Source organism: Providencia sp. PROV209, from assembly GCF_028479485.1.
Classification (GTDB): domain Bacteria; phylum Pseudomonadota; class Gammaproteobacteria; order Enterobacterales; family Enterobacteriaceae; genus Providencia; species Providencia alcalifaciens.
Genome location: NZ_JAMPNR010000012.1, coordinates 69,671 through 91,915, shown reverse-complemented (window position 1 = coordinate 91,915; position 22,245 = coordinate 69,671). Strand labels below are relative to the sequence as shown.

The following is a 22,245-nucleotide window of genomic DNA, read 5'->3' as shown; positions in this document are numbered from 1 at the left end:
TAGAACGATTTTTTCAAACTTCATTTATTTAATATAAAACCATTAATTTTAGTAAATAATAAAAATTATATATTTGACTATTAAATTGGATTTAAATCATTCCTTACAAAGAAATTGAAGTAATAAATTCCACATAACAAATTAAAAGAGTAGTTATAAATAAATATAAAAACCAACTTGCCTATAATATTTGTTTGCGTAAATATAAATAAAAATAGCAATGTATTAAAATCCACATGATCGGAAGTCTTTTATTTTTATTTTACGCTTATTTTATTGTATTGAGAGTCATTTTCATTTCGTCCTTGCTTTGTCATTTTATTCATTCACTCGATTTATTATCGCTTCATCCCCCACCCACCAACCATGCTCACTAGAGTAAAAAATGCGCAAAAACACCATTCATTAATTCTTTTTAAGCATGTATGAAATCGTTTGCTTTTTATTTTTACGGCTATAAACTGCGTCGGATTTTTTGGCTAGAGAAAAGCAACAGGAGGTCATTGTGTCCGGCGATAAAAATTATAGTCATGAGCCAGTACCCATATCCGCGCGAAAAGGCGGGCTCGCATTAACCTTTGTAATGCTGGGTTTAACGTTCTTTTCCGCCAGCATGTGGACCGGAGGCGCTCTCGGTACCGGTCTTAGTTTCAACGATTTCTTCCTCGCAGTTCTCATTGGTAATCTTATTCTTGGTGTCTACACCGCCTTTCTTGGTTTCATTGGTTCAAAAACCGGCTTAACAACCCACCTTCTTGCTCGTTATTCATTTGGTATCCGCGGCTCTTGGCTCCCTTCATTCTTACTTGGCGGTACACAGGTCGGCTGGTTCGGTGTCGGCGTTGCTATGTTTGCCATTCCCGTCGGTAAAGCTACAGGCTGGGATATCAACTTACTGATTGGTATTTCCGGTATTTTGATGACCATCACCGTGTTCTTCGGAATCTCGGCATTAACCGTTCTGTCAATTGTTGCTGTTCCTGCTATTGCTATCTTAGGTAGCTACTCTGTGTATCTTGCCGTCACCGATGTCGGTGGCTTAAGCGCACTGCAAACCGTTAAACCTGCCCAACCTATCGATTTTAACCTTGCGCTCGCCATGGTGGTCGGTTCGTTTGTCAGCGCCGGAACGTTAACCGCCGACTTCGTTCGCTTCGGGCGCAAACCAAAGATCGCGGTACTGGTTGCCATTGTGGCGTTCTTCTTGGGTAACTCACTCATGTTTATCTTTGGTGCTGCGGGTGCCGCTTCCCTCGGTATGGCAGACATCTCTGATGTGATGATCGCGCAAGGGCTGCTCATTCCTGCGATTATTGTGCTTGGTTTAAACATTTGGACCACCAATGACAATGCGCTATACGCTTCCGGTTTGGGCTTCGCAAACATCACGGGTTTATCCAGTAAAACATTATCCATTATCAACGGCTTAGTGGGCACACTCTGCGCACTGTGGCTGTATAACAACTTTGTCAGCTGGCTGACCTTTTTATCCGCAGCCATTCCACCGATTGGTGGCATTATCATTGCGGATTACTTAATGTATCGTCATCGTTATGCCACTTTTGACATGAGCAAAATGCGCGATGTGAATATCAGTGCGTTAATCGCTGTTGCTGCGGGCGTTGCCGCAGGACATTGGTTACCGGGGATTGTCCCTGTGAACGCTGTGCTTGGCGGTGCTATCTGCTACGCCATCCTAAATCCACTATTGAATCGCGTGCGCGCCACTAATTCGGAGATGACCCGTGCTTAATCAACACATTCAACATATCCACAATGTCCGTTTGCCTGAACGTGAAGGTCTGTGGCGAATCGATATTGAAAATCAGCAAATCAAAGCTATCGTTCCTCAGCCCGCAGGTGAAGTATTAGCCAACAGCCTAGACGGCGAAGGCGGCTTAGCTATTCCACCGTTTGTTGAGCCACACATCCATTTGGATACGACCCAAACCGCTGGGCAGCCAAATTGGAACCAATCGGGTACGCTGTTTGAAGGAATTGAACGTTGGGCAGAGCGCAAAGCGATGCTGACCCATGACGATGTGAAAGAGCGCGCTTGGCAAACTCTAAAATGGCAAATTGCTAACGGTATCCAACATGTTCGTACCCACGTTGACGTTTCCGATGCCACTTTAACGGCACTGAAAGCCATGCTGGAAGTGAAAAAAGAAGTTGCGCCGTGGGTGGATATGCAAATCGTTGCCTTCCCACAAGAAGGGATCATGTCCTATCCAAACGGCGAAGAGCTATTAGAAGAAGCATTACGCTTAGGCGCCGATGTTGTCGGTGCCATTCCGCACTTTGAATTCACTCGTGAATATGGCGTGGAATCACTGCATAAAACCTTCGCTCTGGCACAGAAATACGACCGTTTAATCGATGTTCATTGTGATGAAATTGATGATGAACAGTCACGCTTTGTTGAAACCGTTGCCGCTCTCGCTCACCGTGAAAATATGGGCTCACGCGTCACCGCTAGCCATACCACAGCCATGCACTCATACAATGGGGCTTATGCATCCCGTTTATTCCGTCTGCTGAAAATGTCTGGCATTAACTTTGTCGCCAACCCGTTAGTGAATATTCACTTACAAGGTCGTTTCGATACCTATCCAAAACGTCGTGGGATCACCCGTGTCAAAGAGATGCTCGCTGCCAATATTAATGTCTGCTTCGGTCATGACGATGTATTCGACCCGTGGTATCCACTGGGTACAGCCAATATGCTGCAAGTGCTGCACATGGGACTGCATGTTTGCCAGCTGATGGGTTATGGTCAGATTAACGATGGTCTCAAACTGATTACTGAGCACAGTGCAAAAACACTGAACTTACAAAACTACGGTATCAATGAAGGGAAACGTGCCAGCCTACTGATCCTGCCTGCTGAAAACGGTTTTGATGCAGTTCGTCGCCAAGTGCCTGTACGTTACTCCATCCGTGATGGTCGCGTTATCGCCACCACACAGCCTACCGTCACCCAGATTCAACTCGACGACGTCGAAACCATCCGTTACGGCTATCAGCCACATAGCGGAAACTAAGTTTTATCCCCCAACACGGGGCTTATTGAGCCTGCAATCAATGAGAACCCCGTGTTGTTTCTTCCTATTGGTCTTTCACATCGCATCTTAGGACTAAATTCCTAGCCATTTCTTTAACGTTAAAATTTCTTTAAGATGAAATAAAATTAAGTCAAATAATGTCATTGTTAGGTTGCCATGAGAATACTATTAATTGAAGATCACCTAAAAACGCAAGGTTGGGTCAAAAATGGTTTAGAAGAAGCCGGATTTCTTGTGGATGTCGCTGATGATGGTCGCGATGGACTCTATTTTGCCTTAGAAAACAATTATCAATTAGTGATCCTCGACATCATGCTACCGGGTATGAATGGCTGGGAGATTTTAAAGATCCTACGCACAGCTAAAAATATTCCGGTCATTTGTCTCACGGCTCGAGATGCCGTGGATGACCGGATTAAAGGTTTAGAGCTCGGCGCCAATGACTATCTTGTGAAACCGTTTTCATTTTCTGAATTATTAGCACGGGTTAAAAACCAATTAAAAGTTAACCAGCCCGTCTCAACCACCATGACCATTGCAGATCTCAAAATTGACTTAACTCGCCATGAGGTTGAGCGTGGTGGACAAAAAATTATCCTAACCCGACAAGAGTTTTCCTTATTACTGTTTTTTGTCCTACATTGCGATGAAATTTTACCGAGAACTTTAATTGCTAGCGAAGTCTGGGGGATCGACTTTGACAGTGATACCAATATCATCGATGTCGCCATCCGTCGATTGAGAAAGAAAATTGATGATGAGTTTGAAATTAAGCTTATCGAAACCATCCGCGGGATGGGGTATCGCTTAAATAGGCCAATAGAATGAAAAAGAAGTCACTTCGCTTTAAACTTATTTCTCTGTTTATCATTTTGATGGTTGCTAATGCCGGTGTAGTGACATGGATTTTGTATCATTCACTCAAAAATGAATTATCTGAGCAAGATAACAATTTATTGGTTAACCGTGCGGAACAGCTTGCCAAACTCATCGCAGGTGGCATTGATATCAAAACGCTTCCCATGTATTTCCAAAGTATGATGGACATGCGCCAAGACTTGATTCAAATTTCTGATACAACAGGGCATATACTGGTCACCACCAATCGAGAATTACTGGATACGCAACCGCTTCAGTTAGTCAATCTTGAACAACTCAATATCAATGCCATCAACCATTGGCAAACCGCTCAAGGTATCCCCATTTCCGCAGTTTATTTCGCGATGAATTCCCCAATAGGGCCGCTCCATGTGGTGCTTGGTAAAGTCTCCGTCGACCGCAGCGGCGTATTGACCCAGTACCTCACCCAAAGCTTACTTATTTCTGCCTTATCGATTTTGCTAATGGGTCTGCTCAGTTTATGGCTCTTGAAAAAAGGCTTATCCGATATTCAGGCATTGAGCCAGATCACGATCAAAACGGATGTTCATGCGTTGAATGATCCGATCGATATTGATCAGCTACCACAGGAGTTGAAAGTGCTGGGCGAGTCAATGAACACCATGCGCCAACAGCTAAAACACGATTTTGTTAAGCTCACTCAATTTGCCGATGACTTGGCGCATGAGCTGAGAACCCCCATCAATGCTATTCGGGTGCAAAATGAAATTACACTCCAGCGCTCACGTAGTGTTAGTGAATATGAAATGATGATTGTCAGTAATATTGAGGAGCTCGATAAACTGGCGAAAATGATCCAAAGTTCCTTGTTTATTGCCCGTGCTGAAAATAAAAACATTACCTTAAATCGAGAGAGTCTTTCTCTATATTCAATCGTTAACGATGTTTATGAGCTCTTTTCCGCGTATGCGGAAGAGAAACAAATTGAGCTCTATTGCGAGCCTTCATCCATAACGATTGATGCTGATCCTGTATTACTCAGCCGAGTTTTTGTGAATATCGTATCCAACGCGATTAAGTATTCGCACTCAGGCACCCGCGTTGTTACCCAAATTATTGCCCTGCCGCAACAACGGGAAATTAACATTACCAACCAAGGCGAACCGCTACAAAATAGTAATGAGATTTTCACCCGTTTTTGGCGCGGAGATAATGCCAGAACCACGGAGGGAACTGGGTTGGGGCTGGCGATTGTCAAAGCCATTGTTGAACTGCATGGCGGCTCAGTTAGCTTTGAACACCATGCAGGTACCAGCACTATTACGCTAAAGTTTCCTACAATTAAGTAAGATGACAAATTTGTCATCTTACTGTCAGCCACTTTTATTGCGCTTTCGGTATAACTGATTTCATTCCTCTTTTTGCTATGGAGCGCATGATGAAAAAGTTACCTAAAATTCCCGTCACTAACATCACGGATGAATCTGTCTTTTTTATGAAACGCCGACAGTTGCTTAAAGCCTTAGGCGTTGGGGCTGCGGGTTTAACCATTGCGACGAATGCAAATGCGGGGCTCTTTTCATGGTTTAATGATGACACCCCAGCAGCTCCTACGGTGCCAAGAAAAGTGCTGACATTTACTCAGCCTACCGAATTTCAGTCATCCTTAACGCTCACCCCTGAAGATAAAGTGACGGGTTATAATAACTTTTATGAATTTGGGCTGGGTAAATCTGATCCTGCCGAGAATGCCCATACTTTAGTCACAGATGAGTGGACGGTAACCATTGATGGCGAAGTGAATCGCCCCCTCACTCTTAATTTAGATGACATCAATACTAAGTTCCCCTTAGAGGAGCGTATCTATCGTATGCGCTGCGTTGAGGCTTGGTCGATGGTCATCCCCTGGATTGGCTTTCCTCTAGCAAAATTATTGGCGTTAGTCGAACCCACCAGTAAGGCCAAATATGTGGCGTTTGAAACCCGCTATGCCCCCGAACAAATGCCAGGACAAAAAAGCCGCTATGTTGGCGGAGGCTTAGACTACCCTTATGTTGAAGGATTGCGCTTAGACGAAGCCATGAATCCACTGACTCTACTTGCTACTGGCGTTTATGGGAAAACATTACCCAACCAAAACGGTGCGCCGATCCGGTTGGTCGTCCCGTGGAAATATGGCTTCAAGGGGATTAAATCCATTGTCAAAATTCGCCTTACTGAGCAAATGCCGGATACCACATGGAACCTATCCGCCCCGAGTGAATATGGCTTTTTTGCCAACGTGAATCCAGATGTTGATCACCCTCGTTGGTCACAAGCGACCGAGCGTTTTATTGGTGCAGGAGGCTTAGGTCAAGTCACCCGCCAGCCTACATTGCTGTTTAATGGATATGGCGACCAAGTGGCAAGCTTATATCAAGGAATGGATTTGCGGAGATACTATTGATGCCCCAAGACAGTAGGCTAATCGTTGCATTAACCAAAGGGAGCTTTCATCTGATTGCACTGCTCCCTTTGGCATGGCTGATTTTTTTAATCGACGCTCAACGACTTGGCGCTGATCCTGCTAAAGATATTCAACATTTTACGGGAATAGCCGCTTTACGTTTGCTGCTCATTATCGTGCTAATTCCACTGGCTGCGAGGTTATTGCGATTTACTGCCCTGTTTCAAACGCGAAAATTACTGGGATTATGGTGTTTTTTCTGGGCTGTACTGCATTTAACTAGTTATCTATTATTGGAGATTGGCATCAATAATTTAGCACTCTTTTTCGAGGAAGTTTTTTCGCGGGTCTACTTAGTGATTGGCGCCACTGCTTGGCTATGCTTATTTTTAATGGCGGTGAGTTCGTTCAACCGCATACGAATGAGCCTCGGCGTATGGTGGAAAAGAATTCACATGCTGCTTTATCCAACGCTATTACTCGCACTTTGCCACTATGCTTTGTCATTAAAAACCCTAACGCCTGAGCCAATCATTTACTTAGTGTTAGTGGGTAGTGCCTTTGCTTATCGCGTTTGGAACCAACAAAAACAGCAGATCAAACCTTAAAATAAGTTGGCGATCCCCAAGATCGCCAACTGACTCATCAGCGATAAAAAATCAGCTTTTTATCCGCTTCAATATTCATCGAATCCTGCCAAGCCACCAGCGTTAAATGCGCCAGCTTACTCAACCCCACATAAAATGGAGAATCGCCTTTTTCCTGCATTTTGTCTAAATAGAGCAGGCCCCATGGCAAAATATGTTTACCGAGTAATTCAGAAAGATTTTCAGGTTGGTGTTCCGCTACCCAAGCCACCATCATCATCAATAAACCAAAATGGTCTTCGGGCTCGTTTTGCGTTAAATGAATATCAATTTGATTGGCTTGCATCCACTCGCGAAGTTGCAAGGTAGACTCGCCAAACAGCACATTTTCTTTATCAAGCCAGACCGATCCCCACGGTGGGGAAGGAAGTGCGTAAGGGCCAATAAAGAGGCGTTGATAGGCTTCATCAAGGGTTTCATCATCACGTTGCATTGCCGCCATCTCTGCGGCAATCCCTTGTTTTTGCGCTTCAGAGCCGTAATACCAATCTGCTATCCACTCGCCTGATACCAATAATTCGATAATTTCGGGCACTTGGTCAGGGGAATAATAGAATGCCGCACCAAGGATCCGAGCTGTCACAGAAACATCATTTAAAGCGAGTTCGTTCATGGTGTGTAATCCACTGTTTATTTATCGTTTGGCTTATTATTAATAAAAAATTATAAATAAAAAGGCTTAGCAAAACATCTTGCTAAGCCTCATACAGACAGACTTAATTAACTGCCATACCAACGGTCATGTGCAGACCATAGAACACACCGCGTCCGATAATCTCACCTGCCAGTACGAACAAAGTCCCTATGCCTAAATTAGCAACAGAGGGATTACGTCTCGCAATTAACGGCATGACCCAGCAACCCAAGCCCATCGCAATGGCGACAATCTTAATATCCATTAAGAAACCGTAGTCAGGGACTAAATCTGTTGCTTTTTGGACAGCAGTTTCAATGCTCGCCAAATCAAACCCTTGGGAAATTGCCACTGCTGCACTCACCAACAACGCCACCGCACTCAATGCAGGAAGACGGCGAATACATTGTAGGTCAAACCCAGCCACGCGCAGCAGCAATGCCGCGAGGATTGGTCCACCCAAGAATGCCGTTAACACGAAGTTGATCATGGTGTAGCTGTTATTCCATGTTGGTACCGTTGGGATTTGGTACACACGAGAGGTCGCGACCACAAAAATAGCCGCTAATACCGCCACTACCACTAGCCACAGTTTGCCTAATGTCGCAGGCATTTTGTTTAACACAGCCAACAACCAATACAAGCCGCCAAAGGCAAAGAAGATTGCACCACTGGCAATTTCATTACTCAATGAAGACGCACCTAAACGGTTAAACGCATTAAATGCACGCAGTGGTGTGCCCATGTGCATCGTCGATAATAAGAAACCGATGCCCATTAAGACCCACAAACCGAACATGCTGTAATGCACTTTGCGGTTAAGTTCAGTGGATAATTTGCCACTTAACAACACCGCTGCCATCACAATAAATGCACCTGCAACACTTTGACCAATGACCGTAAAAAACATCAATGGCCATTCATGAATTCCCGCTCCCATATTAGACTTCCTCCGGGTTAGCCAGATGTCCCGTGGTATCACCGACAGGTTTGCTATTGGCATTCAATTTTAAAACGATATTTGGATGAGTGTACTCCGCTGACGGTAACGGTGCGATTTCCGCTAAATCGCCATATTTGGCGCGTAGCTCTTCAATCGGTGCCATATCCAGTGCACGCAGTGGGCAAGATTCCACACAAATTGGTTTTTTGCCTTCTGCAACACGCTCATAGCAACCGTCACACTTAGTCATGTGACCTTTGACTTGGTCAAACTGAGGAGCACCATAAGGGCATGCCATACTGCAATAGCGGCAACCAATACACACTGCTTCATCGACCACGACAAACCCATCTTCGCGCTTATGCATTGCACCACTCGGACATACTTTGGCACACGCTGGGTCGTCACAGTGGTTACAAGAGATGGACAGATAATACGCAAAGACGTTTTGCCCATACACACCATCTTGCTCAGTCCAATCACCACCCGCATATTCATAAATACGACGGAAATTCACTTCTGGAGATAAATTTTTAAAGTCTTTGCACGCTAACTCACAGGTTTTGCAGCCAGTGCAACGACTTGAATCGATATAAAAACCATATTGCGTTGACATATCTGGCATCCTTAAGCTTTCACAACTTCAACAAGATTCGAGTGTGATGGGTTCCCTTTCGCCAATGGCGATGGACGTTGAGTGGTCAGCACGTTAATGCTGCCCGCATGATCAACGCGGTTACCATCTGGGTCATACCATGCACCCTCACCCAACCCAACTACACCTGGTAAAATACGTGGTGTGACTTTGACTTTGACACGCACTTCGCCGCGGTCATTGTATACGCGGACTAAATCCCCATGTTTCAGGTCGCGTTTTGCCGCATCTTGTGGGTTGATCCATAACTCTTGAGGACAAGCCGCTTTCAATACATCCACGTTGCCATAGGTTGAGTGGGTACGTGATTTATAGTGGAAGCCCGTCAACTGTAATGGGAATTTTTCCATTAATGGGTCGCCGTATTGCTCAAACCCAACGGAATAGACTGGCAATGGATGGATCACATCCCCCTCTTCCAATTCCCATGAATTTTGCAGCTCAGCTAATTGCGCGGAATAGATCTCAATTTTGCCTGATGGTGTCGTTAATGGATTCGCGATTGGGTCTTCACGGAAACTTTGGTAAGCCACATGGTGACCTTTCGGATCCCGTTTTTTGAAGATCCCTTGTTCGCGGAACTCTTCAAACGTTGGCAACTCAGGTAATGCCGCACGAGATTGTTCGTATAAATAGCGCAACCACTCTTCTTGGGTACGATTTTCAGTGAACTGTTCACCGACACCCATACGTTTGGCAATTTCGCTGGTCATTTCATAGATATTGCGGCTTTCAAAACGAGGTTTGATAGCTTGGTCCGCAAAAATAACGTAGGACATGTTGCCTGCGGACGCATCCATACAGAAATCCATTTGCTCCGATGCAGTGCAGTCTGGCAGTAAGATATCGGCATATTTTGCAGAGGCGGTCATGTGGTTATCAATCACCACAATCATTTCGCACTTAGACTCATCTTGTAGGATATCGTGAGTACGGTTAATTTCTGAATGTTGGTTAACTAAACAGTTACCTGCGTAGTTCCATACCATTTTAATTGGCACATCCAATTTGTCTTTACCACGGACACCATCACGGGTAGCCGTCATTTCAGGACCACGCAGGATAGCGTCTGTCCACATAAACATCGAAATGCTGGTTTTGACTGGGTTAGTTAATGTCGGCATGCGGACAAACGGGATGCTGTAAGAACCTTCGCGTGCCCCCGTGTTACCACCGTGAATACCAATATTACCCGTGAGAATCGCTAACATAGAGATCGCACGGGAAGTCAGCTCACCATTAGAACGGCGCTGAGGTCCCCAACCTTGCACAATGTAAGCCGGTTTTGCGGTACCAATCTCGCGTGCTAATTTCACAATACGCGCAGCGGGAATACCAGTGATCGATGCAGCCCACTCAGGCGTTTTCGCTTGACCGTCAGGTCCTTCCCCTAAGATATACGCTTTATAATGTGCATTTTTGGGTGCGCCTGCTGGCATCGTAGTTTCGTCATAACCTACGCAATATTTATCTAAGAACGGCTTGTCGACTAAGTCTTCTTTAATCATGACATAAGCAATGGCATTCACTAATGCCGCATCCGTACCCGGACGAATTGGGATCCATTCATCCTCACGCCCTGCACCCGTATCTGTATAGCGAGGGTCGATGATGATCATTTTCGCATTCGATTTTTCGCGAGCCTGCTCAACATAGTAAGTCACCCCACCGCCACTCATGCGAGTTTCGCCTGGGTTATTACCAAACATCACCACTAATTTAGAGTTTTCGATATCGGATGGACTGTTGCCGTCTGCCCAGCCACCAAAGGTGTAGTTCAGGCCCGCTGCAATCTGTGCAGTACTGTAGTCACCGTAATGGTTTAAGTAACCACCACAACAGTTCATCAGACGCGCAATTAAAGTCGCTCCCGGTGGCCATGATTTTGTCATGGTGCCGCCCAGAGTACCTGTGCCGTAATTCAGGTAAATGGACTCATTACCGTAGTCTTTGATTAAGCGTTTCATGTTATCCGCGATAACATCGAACGCTTCTTCCCAACTGATTCGTTTAAATTTACCTTCACCGCGTTTGCCCACACGCATCATTGGGTAGCGTAGGCGATCTGGGTTATAAACGCGGCGACGCATTGAGCGTCCACGTAAACAAGCTCGGACTTGATGCAGTTCTTCATATACGTCATTACCGGTATTATCCGTTTCAACGTATTTGATTTCACCGTCCACCACATGCATACGCAATGGACAACGGCTTCCGCAGTTTACCGTGCACGCACTCCAAACAACTTTTTCATTCCCTGATGGTGTCGATGTTTTTTGCTCTGTTTCCGCTGAGGCACTGAACGGAAGGGAAAATCCTCCCGCTGCTGCGGCTAAACCTGTCACGGCACCCGCTTTCACAAAGCCGCGACGGCTAAGAGGAGCAAAAATAGCAGCTTTCTCTTTTATATTGGCCATATATAACTCGCTCACTTAAATTGCAATTGCTTAAAATAATAAAAAGTTTTTTTCGCTAAAATAATGATTAAGAAAATGTATTCTCTGGGCTATTAGCAATAACACCACTAGCCACATGATTAGAGGTAATTAGAATTTTTTATTGAATTAATAATATCAATCGCGGAATTTGAGAGGTTGTTTTACATCAACAAAGCTGTTGGTAATCAATATAGTGAACTACTTTTTGCCGCTTAACTCGTGGCTGATTCCGGGAATTCGTTATGCATTAGAATATATAACTCGGAGTTTTGTAATATATAAAACCTTAATTTCAAATGATTATAAAAAAATAACACTCTTAAAATTTTATTGTTTTAGATTTCCTCTTATGATGGTCTTTCTGGTGTTTATTAGAAGTCTGAAGACAATAAATGAAAATGAAAATCAATTTCATAATTAATTTTTAAACATATTCAAAATACAAGAATGAGATATTTTCATTCAAAAATAAATTTTACTTATTAGCACTCATTCTCTTTAGCACTAAAACTAAGCAGAATTTAATCTAATTAAAAATCACACCAAAACAGCACTACTCACAGTTACCTACGGCGTAATATTTATCAAAAATAACAATGTACTTGCGGCTTTTCTTGGTTAAACGCGCATCTTGATACGTTTGATTAGGTAGCAAGTAAAGGACGTAAGGCTCGGTATCATCCTCGGCATCACAATTGTTATGCAAAAGCACTCTAAAGTAGGTGTTTCCTGTATTTTTCAATACGCCAGCAGCTTGGTCGAGAGTGTACTTAAAATCAGGCTGTTTGGGTCTCACGACGAAGTACGTTTCTAAACTCACCGTTGGGTAAAACAGCGGCTGTTTACGCTGCTCTTTATCATTCTGCATTTCAAGCGGTGTTTCACTGATGATAATTTTGTAATAGCGCTCTTGGTTATCTTCCGCTCCGCGATAAAAAATTTTAAAAAATTCCTGCTCTCCCGGTAATAGGATTTTCTTGAGTGGTGTAAAGATGATTTCACCATCATGAATCGCGCGTCCTTGTTCATGACTACCCGGTTTATCAATCTGATATGCGCTGAAACTGTACAAGTTGGTTTTTTTGGTATCGTTAATATAAGGCTTAGAAAAGAATTCGCCCTCGGAGTCCATCGAAGAAATATCCGAGCTAATGTAGAGTGCATGAGCGCTGCCATTGAATGAAAACAGCATGCTGAGCAATAAGAATTTCAGCAAAGAATTGAATGTCATATTTAACCTGTTAGCGCTGAAGAAAAAGGCGACTTAAGATTAAATAAATCGCCTCAAAAGTGAATCATATTTAATGAATATCGGGTCCCGTCCAGATGGCTTTTACTGTCACGGTGCCGCTTGCCGAAACGGTCCCTAACCAATCAATGCCATCCAACGTAAAGAATGAGTTTGCTTCATTCATTGGAAATGATAAATCTAAATTCGTGCGATAAAACGAGCCTAAATCTTCATTCGGTTTTGCCCACGGCGTCTCCTCCCATAACGCATTTTTGAGGGAGATTTCGTTGCTATCGCAGCTGGCTCGGTAAGACTCTAAGCTTCCCGTGTAATTTTTAAATGACAAATACGCCGAAAACGGGACTTGCAGTTTGTCATCATTCGAACTAAATAAGCAGTACGATTGCCCTTTTAGCGTCGTGCTCGGTCCATCCACTGCTGCCGTAATTGAATCTGCCTGCCTTGGTCCGCTGGTTGTCACAATATAATTAAATTCAATTGGTGGCTCTTCATTTCCCACTTTCCCTGTTTTCGATTGATTCGGGTTAAAGTCAGCGGGGATAATACTTATCCCATAATCCCGCGGTTTAAGAATAAGGGTATTGGACGGTGTGAACTCATAATAACCAGATTGAGGTACCGCTGAGTTGGTAAATGAAAACGTAAAAAACTCTTGGCTATTTTTAAAATCAACATTGGACGATACCAACCGCTTCAAAAACGTATTGGATAGAAATATTGATACATTCTTATTATTGCCTTTAAAGTAATAGCTCGCTGGGTAAGTTGTATTGTAATAATACCAACTATTACTCCCGTCATCAGGACCAATCAATATCGTGTTAGCAGCAGGTACAAACGGAATCAATGTACTATTAACCTTTAAACTCAACATAATATTGGTGAATATCTCCCCCTTTGTCTCATGATCGACAACTTGGCAGATAATCCCATTTTGATTTAATACGATACCGATTCTGCAAAATTGAGAACCTAATCCTAAAGTTGGATTTCCATTACTATCAATAAATATCTCTTGCAAAGCCCCCGTTGAAGTCAGCTTGATATGCCCAGATTTAGTAATATTGAATTCATGGGATGCGATAATCTGCCCGCCTACACTTTGGCAAGTCTCGCCTTTGCTTGGGTTATAATCGGTTTTTGTCATGCAAGATCTATAGCTATAACTTTCGGCAGTTCCTACCGGTAACTTAAGAAAGTATTGGTATGCAGAATCACTAAATATTCCACGAGCATAGTAAGATTCCCCATTAATATTGCTTTGTACTATCTTGTATGCGCCCTCTTTCCCAAGGTATTGCGCTGGCCAATAACCACTGTCGTCATTGCAATATCCTCGCATACACCTATTCCCAGTAAATGGTCTATCTATCTGAGAATTTTCTAACCAGATATCAACAAATTGGTTTGCCTGAATGGCCGTATTCACATACCCCATATAGCCCAAACTCAGCTGTAGCGATTTTGAGTAACGCGTATATTTGTTGGCACCTGAAAAACGGGGGTCCGTTGTTCTTGGTGTAATGAAATATTCGTTATCAACGTTATTTTCAATAAAAACATAGCTGTTAGTGACCGTGACAGCATGCGTTGCCGCGCTGAATAAAAAATTCAAAATAAAAGGGGCAACTATGAATATAAGAAATCTATTTCTCTTCATCGTTAAATTCTCATTATCTTTTCGCATAACTAGATTGCGGCTCACAAGTCACCTCACCGACCCATAAAGCACCGCGTGCTCCTTGTAGGTTTAAATCGGCTTCGCAGATCGTTTTCTCATCTTCTTGCAATAACGAAATCACGGGATAGCGCACATCAACGTCCATGGAGAATTCTCCATTTTTATCGGTTTTTGTTCGCCCAATATGGTTACGAATTGAGGCATATTTGATGTATTCGCCATCCGGTGATTTCAAACGACCAAACACTGTGACCAATTGACGAACCTCCGGTTGATAAAACGCGATATTGCCCGGATACAGCGTGACGGATTTATTGCGTCCAGAGACAATGTCAAAACTGTCTTTTGACTTCCCGTCGTTCATTAACTGAATGTCATAATCTGAATAGGGTGACAGTGGAATAAAGGTATTTTTTCCGCTGATTGGGTAATTTTGCCCATTCACCTTCGCCGTCATGCTACCGCTACCTTGAATCTCAGAATTAATAATGACCCCTGACTTTCCTTGGTTGCCACTCGGAGTGATCATGCCATTGCTATACGCGATCGAACCGCGAGAGGTTAAGTTACCGTTCAGTCGATCGCCATCCGGTCGGTTAATCGTGACCGTACCCGAGTTATATTTCGTGTCATAAGAGGCGTAAGCCAGCGTCGAAAAATCCGAAGCACCATTATCTTTGTCACGCACTAACTTCGAGACCGAAATTCCCGCATTGGTGATCGGTGAGTTTTCAAAACTTTTGTTGGCATAGATATTGGCTTTCATATTACCGTTAGTGGAAGAAACACCCGTGCTTAACCACGTAGACAGCGGTAATGAGAAATCTAAATTCACATATTTTTCGTTGGTGCTGTTTTGATTATCATAGTGATAACGTTGTACACCCGCTCTGAGTCCAACCGTTCCATACCGCCCAGAAAACAGCGTATTCGAATATTCATAGTTAATTGAATCACTGCCTACGCGGCGATCTTTCGTATTACTGATCGTGAATGAACCTGTTCTATCAACAATTTTGTCGAAGTTAACTGTCGCGCCATAGGAATAGTTATCCGCATCGTAAAGCGGTAAATCCCCTTCAATCACGGTTCTTTCTCGTGATGCCCAAAAAGAACCATAACCGTCAGGAATACTGACAGAAATCGTACCGATGTTGCGATGGCTACCGTGGTTTTCCAGCATGCCCTGCCAAGAAAGCGAGATATAGTTATTAATCGATGCATTAATGCTCGTTTCTTGAACCAAGAATTTATCAAAACCATAGTTTGACATCTGAAAGCGTATGCCCGATAACACAGGGAAGCTATATGCAAATGACGCTCCCGCTAAATAGCTTTTCTCTGGAGCTTGGCTATGACGATCTTCACCACGGACATAATTTCTTTTATCGAAGTCAACATAACCCCCGTACATTTCCCAATTCAGTTTGTCGAAATTTCCTCCGATTGCCCCTAAGGATTTATTAATTGTCTGGTTTTGAGTGGTCACCACTTTCCCATCAACAACCGTTTCAATAGTGACGTCATAGATACCAAAAGGCAGCATACTGGTATCAATTTCAAAGTTACCCATTGGGAAGTTTTGGATGTTAAGGAGCTTACCTTGGCGATAAATACGAACTTCGCCAGGGCTATTTAAGAAGGCATAAATAGGAGTAAGTGACTGCTGTTTACTGTTGACGACACTCTCGGAGTTATTCCCGATAGTGACCGCATAAATTTTGCTACTGCTCAACGCAGTTAAGCTCGCAATGGATTGTAAATTCCACGTACTCATTAAACCCAATGCGACACGCAGCCCATTAAAGTCACGCTCATACATCGCTCGGTATAATTCAACATTGGCATTGGATTTTCCGATACTATAAGCCGAGGCATTAATATTAAAATGGTGTTCGGCTGCGGCAAATAATGCATCTAAATTGAAATAGCTACTGGAGCTATTTTTTGCATTTTTTACCTGACTTTGGAATACACCCAAATCATAGTTTGCCACTGCAGAGAGCGAATTAACGGATGAATCACCTAATACAGAATGCCTTGCACGCGTTTTAGGTGCAAATGCAGCTTTATCAACATCTAATGATAAATTAAATGATGATATGTTGAGTTTCAGTACGGCATTGTTATCAATAACGATGCCATTGGTATCATCGAAAATCGCATTTTGTTTATTTTCAATCTTCTCAACCAATAAGCTGTTCAGTTTTGGACCTTGCGTACTATCAATGAGTTGAATGCTCGATAATTTAATTTTACCTTGGTCAATGACAATAACGGCATCCGCGATTTTATCTTCGCTCTGGTTTTTTTTAGCATCATCACTTAATCGCAGGAAAACAGGCACCGACATCCCTTCTTCCAATGCACTCACAAATGCAGGAGGAATAATATATCCGCCAATTTTAATACTCTTCATCTCACTGGCATGAATGGTGTTTGAAAGAAAAATGCTTAATATTGATAAAGCAATAACACTCTTACGCATGATTAAAGTCCGTTATTAATTATTTGACAACAATGAAATCTCCTTTGTGCCAAATACCTACGCTAGATTTTTTATTATTAATATCGACAAACTGTAATTTCACAGCTAAATGCGGCATCAAGTAATAACGCTCCCGACAAATACCATCTACGCTGTATTTTTGTTTTTCAGGTAAGCAGGGCCCTGATGCCACCACACGAAACGAGCTATTTCCGATATTGGAGACTTGAGAATTTGTAAATTGATAATTAAATTTCTCAATTCTTGGTGCAACGACAAGAATCGTACTAATTGTTGCGGAGGTTGTCGCTGAAGCTGACTTTGTACTTTGCGTCACTCCACTTTCACCAATAGGATCATCTTTCCAATTTAATCGGTAATATCTTTCTTTATCATCCTTAGGCCCTTGATAAATAATTTTAAACACATCTTTTGCTTGACCGGGTAAAATCAAGTTAGCAGGGGTTGATAATATTTCGTTGGGATCTGTAACCGGAATAACTTTTCCACCCTCAAGTGGCGAATCTATTTTTTCAATCGTTAAATTCACAAGTCTTGCCGTATTAACGGTATTTTCAATTTCTTTTGCTAATGAGTCTTCATCTGATGAAATTATCTCAGTGATATTTCCCACATTAACCGCAAAACTCATTTTCAGTGGGAGAATAGATAATAAAGCTAACGCTAATGTTATTTTCTTCATAATGATAAATTTTAAAAAATATAACGATAAAGATATTACTTCCTTATAGTATCCTTATCGTGAAAATTAGTTATTCACTAAACGGAATAATCAATTAAGGAGCTGGAGTGAACGTACCATCCCAAGTTGCAGTGAACTGAACTTTAACATCACCATCCCATGAACCATCGGTGAGTGCTTTAAAGTCTGTTGCTGAACCAGCAGCTTCTGCGCTTGCAATAACGAAAGTGAATTCACCACGGTCAGTTGCACGCTCTGAACCATTGTAGATACCATCAGCAGCTAAATTGTCTAAACCAGACGTTAAGCCTTTAGAAGTATCGATTAATACGGTATCCGTTGTTTTATTGAGATCTTCACCATTCCATTTAACACCAACAGTTAATTTAGAATCATCTGTTGTTCTTGCTAATGTGTTAGAAATGATTTTTGATGCTAATTTAAAATCTGTCGCACCTGATTGACCTTGAATAGCAATATCGAATGCGCCATTTTGCTGGTTAAAGCTTTTTTGGCCTTCTGCGTAATTAAACGTTAAGCTTTTTAATGGCGTAACAACTAACATACTTGTTGTGTCTTTAATTGCAGTCGCCTGCCATGTCGCGGTTGCTTGAGCAGTACGAGTCTCAGCATTAGCAACTGTAGCAAAGGAAGCAGCAATAATTGTTGATAGCAAAACAGATGCCATTTTTTTATTTAACATGTTGTTCTCTCTATTTAATATCCATGAAGAAAAAATTTAATTGCATAGCATAAAAAACACATTCATTGTGTGTTTTATAAAAAACAATCAAATTTCTATAGGATATGCTTAATAAAATAACCAGAATTAACTGATTATTTTATTTCTAATTTAAAAGGAAAAATTAGCAGTTATTGATGATGTTTTTTGTTGAATAGTCGCCCCAAGAAGTATATTTATTCATACTTCCTTTATTTTCTTTTCTTTTTTCAGATTCAGTATTTTTCTCGATATAATTAATGACATCAATCCATCGTTTATCTAAGACAATTAAAAAATGATCTAATTGTTCTAGGGTAATCGACGTAATTCCCATTTCATATCTTGATATTTGTTGCTGACTGATCCCTATTAATTTTGCCAGCTGCTTTCCCGTCATATTCTTTTCTTTTCGTGACTTTCTTAGAAACGCCCCTACTTGTCCACTAATTATATTAGATTTCATTAACCACCTTCCAATATAAAGAAAATATTTATTTAACTTTCATTTATAATAAATACATTAAAATAAGAGTAAAAACGTTTGTACCGATCGAACAATAGCCATTTGATAGGCAACGACTATCAAATATAATTTATCGATCGCTAGAAATTATTAAGATACAACCAAGGCGAGTACTCTCTATATGATAAGTACAATTAACTAACTGATATATAATAAGTAAAAATTTATTCACTTAATTTAATATATTAGTAATTTTTTTGAAAATAAATTCACGCGTAAGGAGTAATGAAACATAATAATAAGATTAGACACATTTAATATTACAACTAATTACAATTTGAAACAGATTTTGGTCATTTAAAAAAATAAAAACCCATGCGGTGAGTAATATATTAACGTAAAAATATATTTCTATATTTTAATTTATTACTAAGCAAGAATTTTCATTCTAATATCAACCTGAAAGCAACAAACTGGCATCATAATAATTACAATCCAGATAGTGTGCCATCAATATCCCACGAATTAGAGATATTAGCGTGCGATATCTTTATATATTAATACATTTTGCTATATAAGAGATAACTTACCTATTTCTTTACGTATTGATTGATGGATTTATACTCAATTTAGAGAAGGAAATACAATGAAAGGCGAGTTGGAAAGATATTGCCCCCTAATCCGAGGCAATATTATTGTATAAAGAGGCTCACAAAGAGCTCAAAGAGGTTATTTAATTCCCTTAAGCTGCTTCACGGTTTCATCCACATCAATCTCATCTTCAGAGAACGTTAACGTCGTACCATGCAAAGTTTCAATCGCGAGCTTTTTCAACGCACGAGTTGCTCCCGGCTTAACGTTAGTTTTAGGTTTGATGCTGTTCATCAGCGCACCGATTGATAGCACCGTATTTTCTTTATCAATACGCGTATCAGCAGGAACATCTTCATAATAAGTACGGAAAGATTTAATCGCGGTCAGCTTAATTCGCTCACCAGCAATATAGATATATTTGCTTTCAGGGATCACTTTAACCGCGAAAGCCGATAAGCCTTTATTATTCGTGGTCGGCTCAAAAGTAACCTCCGCCCCTTTTTTGATAAGATCGGGGTTGGCAACTTTAATCACATGAAAATAACGGTTATCCCCGTTTTCATCTTTGAGAAATCCAAAACCTTTATCTTCAAACCACGTTGTGATTGTTCCGTTCATTACCCTACCACCTTCTTTATTAACTCAGTTTCACTGCGCGCAGTATAAAGCACAATGCCTGTCCAAACTATGCCTTTAGTTTGAGTCTAGCTGATAAGCGAATAACATCATCGTCAGTCAGCCCAAAATTGGTTATGATCCTCAGCCATTTCTCATAGGAATCACCTGATGTCGACAATTATTGATACCTTTATTGCACCGCCTTGCCATGAAGACATTGAAATCCTATATCAGGACGAACAGCTTATTATCATTAATAAGCCTTCCGGACTACTGAGCCTATCAGGGAAAAATCCTCAAAATCTTGATTCTGTGCATTACCGGCTTGTTCAGATTTATCCCGAATGCACGCTCGTTCATCGCCTTGATTTTGGAACTTCTGGCGTGATGGTTGCCGCGCGCAATAAAGCCATAAATGCCGCACTGTGCCAACAGTTTAGTCAACGTACTGTCACCAAAGCCTACCATGCGTTACTTTGTGGTCATGTGGAAAATGATGAAGGTGTGATAGATGCGCCAATTGCTAAAGATCCGGCGCTGTTTCCACGAATGTCGATTTGTGAGACCCACGGTAAATCTGCCCGTTCGTACTATCATGTCATTGAACGGTTTTATGATGAGCAAAGCGATGGAAGTCGATTACCATTAACGCGGGTGAAATTCATCCCAGAAACAGGACGAACCCATCAGTTGCGCATTCACAGCCAACTCTTTGGTCACCCTATTTTGGGATGCGACTTGTATGGCGGCTTATTACCAATAGATATAGAACCCGCACCGAGGCTTATGTTGCACGCCAGTGAATTGAATTTTGTTCATCCTCTTACTGGAAAACCCATTCATGCGTGCAGTGAAAGCCCGTTTTAAATCATTACCACATCAAGTCATCAGGAATTTTAAAGTCTGCGTATGGGTCATCTTCATCCTGCGCTTCCTGACTCAGAGCATTGTTTAGCACGATGCTACTTTCATCTCGCTGAGCGATTTTATCTGCCACACTCGCAGGGATAATCGCGTATACATTCACTTCCGGATTGTCCGTGGCTAAACGAGCAATCGCTAAACGCCCACTAATCAGTTGGGCTTGCGTCGTTTTATCGACGACAACTTGCTTGATAACGTTGTTATCGGTGAAATTAAAGCTAATATCACCTCTCGCTATCTCAATTTTGTTCATTTCAATCAGCTGCTTCACCTGAGCTTTATACTCTTTGGCTAGCGCCGCTTGTTTCTGTTGATCACTCAGTTGTTTATCACGTTCAAGCTGAGCCTTTTTATTTTCTTCTACTGCTTCTCTTGCTTCCCGAGCCTGTACTCGTGATTTTTTCGCCGTGCGTTCCACTTTCGCCATTTTTTTACTGGTGACGAGTCCCGCTTTGAGCATTTGCTCTTGTAAGGTGAGTTTTGCCATGTTGGTATCTAAGCTCGTTGAATAGAATTGGCAGGATTATACCTGTAAATTTAGTGGGTTGTTAGGTCAATGGGGATATCCTACGCTCTAATAGGTACATCTCCACCAGCACGCCTTCTAACCATTAACAACACTTCGTGACCGTGAATTATTTACACATTAGAGGCACATTAACCAAGCTCAATGAGTGGTACTCGCCGGCAGTCATCGTCAACACAATGCGATTAACATTAGCACTGACAATATACGCTCGTAAAATAATCCTCTTAAAGAATAATCGACCTTCGAAAATAATCGTATCATTTTTAACCTCACCCAACGTGATTTAAATCTCAAAAAACCCGTGATGAGATCAATTTTTATGTAATTTTTTGTGATTTGAATCACAATTATATACATATTTTACATTTCGGTTTTCATACTCATAATTGTTTCAAAATGTATAACAAACCTAACTCATTGAATATATATTGATTACAACTCTATCCTTGTTGTTTATGCTACTCATTTTAATGGCATTGAAATGTAAATATGAATAAGTATTATTATTGAGTTTTAATTTTGAATTATTATTCATAAACTGACTTAAAACAATATTTATCACCATCTTAATTGGACTATATAACCGAAAGAAAAAAATAAC

Annotated in this window: 19 protein-coding genes; 7 read left to right on the top strand and 12 right to left on the bottom strand. The window is 41.7% G+C overall.

Features of this window, described 5'->3' with window-relative positions; translation table 11 throughout:
- Positions 1-505 precede the first annotated feature (505 nt).
- The 6 genes from codB (at position 506) to PR795_RS08780 (ending at position 6,959) form a co-directional block, all read left to right on the top strand.
- The gene (gene codB, locus PR795_RS08805) at positions 506-1,753 is read left to right on the top strand and encodes a cytosine permease (protein WP_006663155.1); all 1,248 of its coding nucleotides are present in this window, start codon (positions 506-508) and stop codon (positions 1,751-1,753) included.
- Positions 1,746-3,044, top strand: a complete 1,299-nt coding sequence (locus tag PR795_RS08800; RefSeq protein WP_006663156.1) for a cytosine deaminase — start codon at positions 1,746-1,748, stop codon at positions 3,042-3,044. Before codB ends, PR795_RS08800 begins: the two co-directional genes overlap by 8 nt.
- 177 nt (positions 3,045-3,221) lie before the next feature.
- Positions 3,222-3,893: a heavy metal response regulator transcription factor gene (locus PR795_RS08795; RefSeq protein ID WP_006659740.1), complete on the top strand. Its 672-nt coding sequence runs from the start codon at positions 3,222-3,224 to the stop codon at positions 3,891-3,893.
- Positions 3,890-5,254 (top strand): heavy metal sensor histidine kinase, encoded by a 1,365-nt coding sequence (locus PR795_RS08790; RefSeq protein ID WP_006663157.1) that lies wholly within the window; start codon positions 3,890-3,892, stop codon positions 5,252-5,254. The genes PR795_RS08795 and PR795_RS08790 overlap by 4 nt, the downstream gene beginning before the upstream one ends.
- 89 nt (positions 5,255-5,343) lie before the next feature.
- On the top strand, positions 5,344-6,351 hold the full coding sequence (msrP, locus tag PR795_RS08785) for a protein-methionine-sulfoxide reductase catalytic subunit MsrP (RefSeq protein ID WP_181480467.1): 1,008 nt from the start codon (positions 5,344-5,346) through the stop codon (positions 6,349-6,351).
- On the top strand, positions 6,351-6,959 hold the full coding sequence (locus tag PR795_RS08780) for a protein-methionine-sulfoxide reductase heme-binding subunit MsrQ (RefSeq protein ID WP_036959548.1): 609 nt from the start codon (positions 6,351-6,353) through the stop codon (positions 6,957-6,959). The genes msrP and PR795_RS08780 overlap by 1 nt, the downstream gene beginning before the upstream one ends.
- A gap of 37 nt (positions 6,960-6,996) precedes the next feature.
- Here PR795_RS08780 and dmsD read toward each other — a convergent pair whose 3' ends face one another.
- The 11 genes from dmsD to PR795_RS08725 all read right to left on the bottom strand — a co-directional run bounded on the left by dmsD (position 6,997) and on the right by PR795_RS08725 (position 20,191).
- Entirely contained in the window at positions 6,997-7,611 is a 615-nt protein-coding gene (dmsD, locus tag PR795_RS08775) for a Tat proofreading chaperone DmsD (RefSeq protein ID WP_181480466.1), read from the bottom strand.
- 103 nt (positions 7,612-7,714) lie between these two features.
- Positions 7,715-8,572 carry a DmsC/YnfH family molybdoenzyme membrane anchor subunit gene (locus PR795_RS08770; protein WP_006659745.1) on the bottom strand — a complete coding sequence of 286 codons (858 nt, stop codon included), beginning with the start codon at positions 8,570-8,572 and terminating at the stop codon, positions 7,715-7,717.
- Position 8,573: 1 nt separating this feature from the next.
- Positions 8,574-9,191: a DMSO/selenate family reductase complex B subunit gene (locus PR795_RS08765; RefSeq protein ID WP_006663162.1), complete on the bottom strand. Its 618-nt coding sequence runs from the start codon at positions 9,189-9,191 to the stop codon at positions 8,574-8,576.
- An 11-nt stretch (positions 9,192-9,202) separates the two neighbouring features.
- Complete coding sequence (dmsA, locus tag PR795_RS08760) at positions 9,203-11,647, bottom strand: dimethylsulfoxide reductase subunit A (protein ID WP_181480465.1); 2,445 nt, start codon at positions 11,645-11,647, stop codon at positions 9,203-9,205.
- A gap of 574 nt (positions 11,648-12,221) precedes the next feature.
- Complete coding sequence (locus PR795_RS08755) at positions 12,222-12,899, bottom strand: fimbrial protein (protein ID WP_179897220.1); 678 nt, start codon at positions 12,897-12,899, stop codon at positions 12,222-12,224.
- 70 nt (positions 12,900-12,969) lie between these two features.
- Entirely contained in the window at positions 12,970-14,580 is a 1,611-nt protein-coding gene (locus tag PR795_RS08750; protein ID WP_036974295.1) for a hypothetical protein, read from the bottom strand.
- 13 nt (positions 14,581-14,593) lie between these two features.
- On the bottom strand, positions 14,594-17,089 hold the full coding sequence (locus PR795_RS08745; protein WP_272516800.1) for a TcfC E-set like domain-containing protein: 2,496 nt from the start codon (positions 17,087-17,089) through the stop codon (positions 14,594-14,596).
- A 19-nt stretch (positions 17,090-17,108) separates the two neighbouring features.
- Entirely contained in the window at positions 17,109-17,792 is a 684-nt protein-coding gene (locus PR795_RS08740) for a hypothetical protein (protein WP_006659751.1), read from the bottom strand.
- Positions 17,793-17,886: 94 nt separating this feature from the next.
- Complete coding sequence (ecpA, locus tag PR795_RS08735) at positions 17,887-18,495, bottom strand: common pilus major fimbrillin subunit EcpA (protein WP_006659752.1); 609 nt, start codon at positions 18,493-18,495, stop codon at positions 17,887-17,889.
- A gap of 163 nt (positions 18,496-18,658) precedes the next feature.
- The gene (locus tag PR795_RS08730; protein WP_181480463.1) at positions 18,659-18,979 is read right to left on the bottom strand and encodes a helix-turn-helix domain-containing protein; all 321 of its coding nucleotides are present in this window, start codon (positions 18,977-18,979) and stop codon (positions 18,659-18,661) included.
- Between the two features lie 729 nt (positions 18,980-19,708).
- On the bottom strand, positions 19,709-20,191 hold the full coding sequence (locus PR795_RS08725) for a cold-shock protein (RefSeq protein WP_006659754.1): 483 nt from the start codon (positions 20,189-20,191) through the stop codon (positions 19,709-19,711).
- A 168-nt stretch (positions 20,192-20,359) separates the two neighbouring features.
- Between PR795_RS08725 and PR795_RS08720 the strand changes: the two genes are divergently transcribed.
- On the top strand, positions 20,360-21,058 hold the full coding sequence (locus PR795_RS08720) for an RluA family pseudouridine synthase (protein WP_181480462.1): 699 nt from the start codon (positions 20,360-20,362) through the stop codon (positions 21,056-21,058).
- Positions 21,059-21,062: 4 nt separating this feature from the next.
- Here the strand turns inward: PR795_RS08720 and PR795_RS08715 are convergent, their stop codons facing one another.
- Complete coding sequence (locus tag PR795_RS08715; RefSeq protein WP_036959540.1) at positions 21,063-21,602, bottom strand: DUF2058 domain-containing protein; 540 nt, start codon at positions 21,600-21,602, stop codon at positions 21,063-21,065.
- Positions 21,603-22,245: the final 643 nt, after the last annotated feature.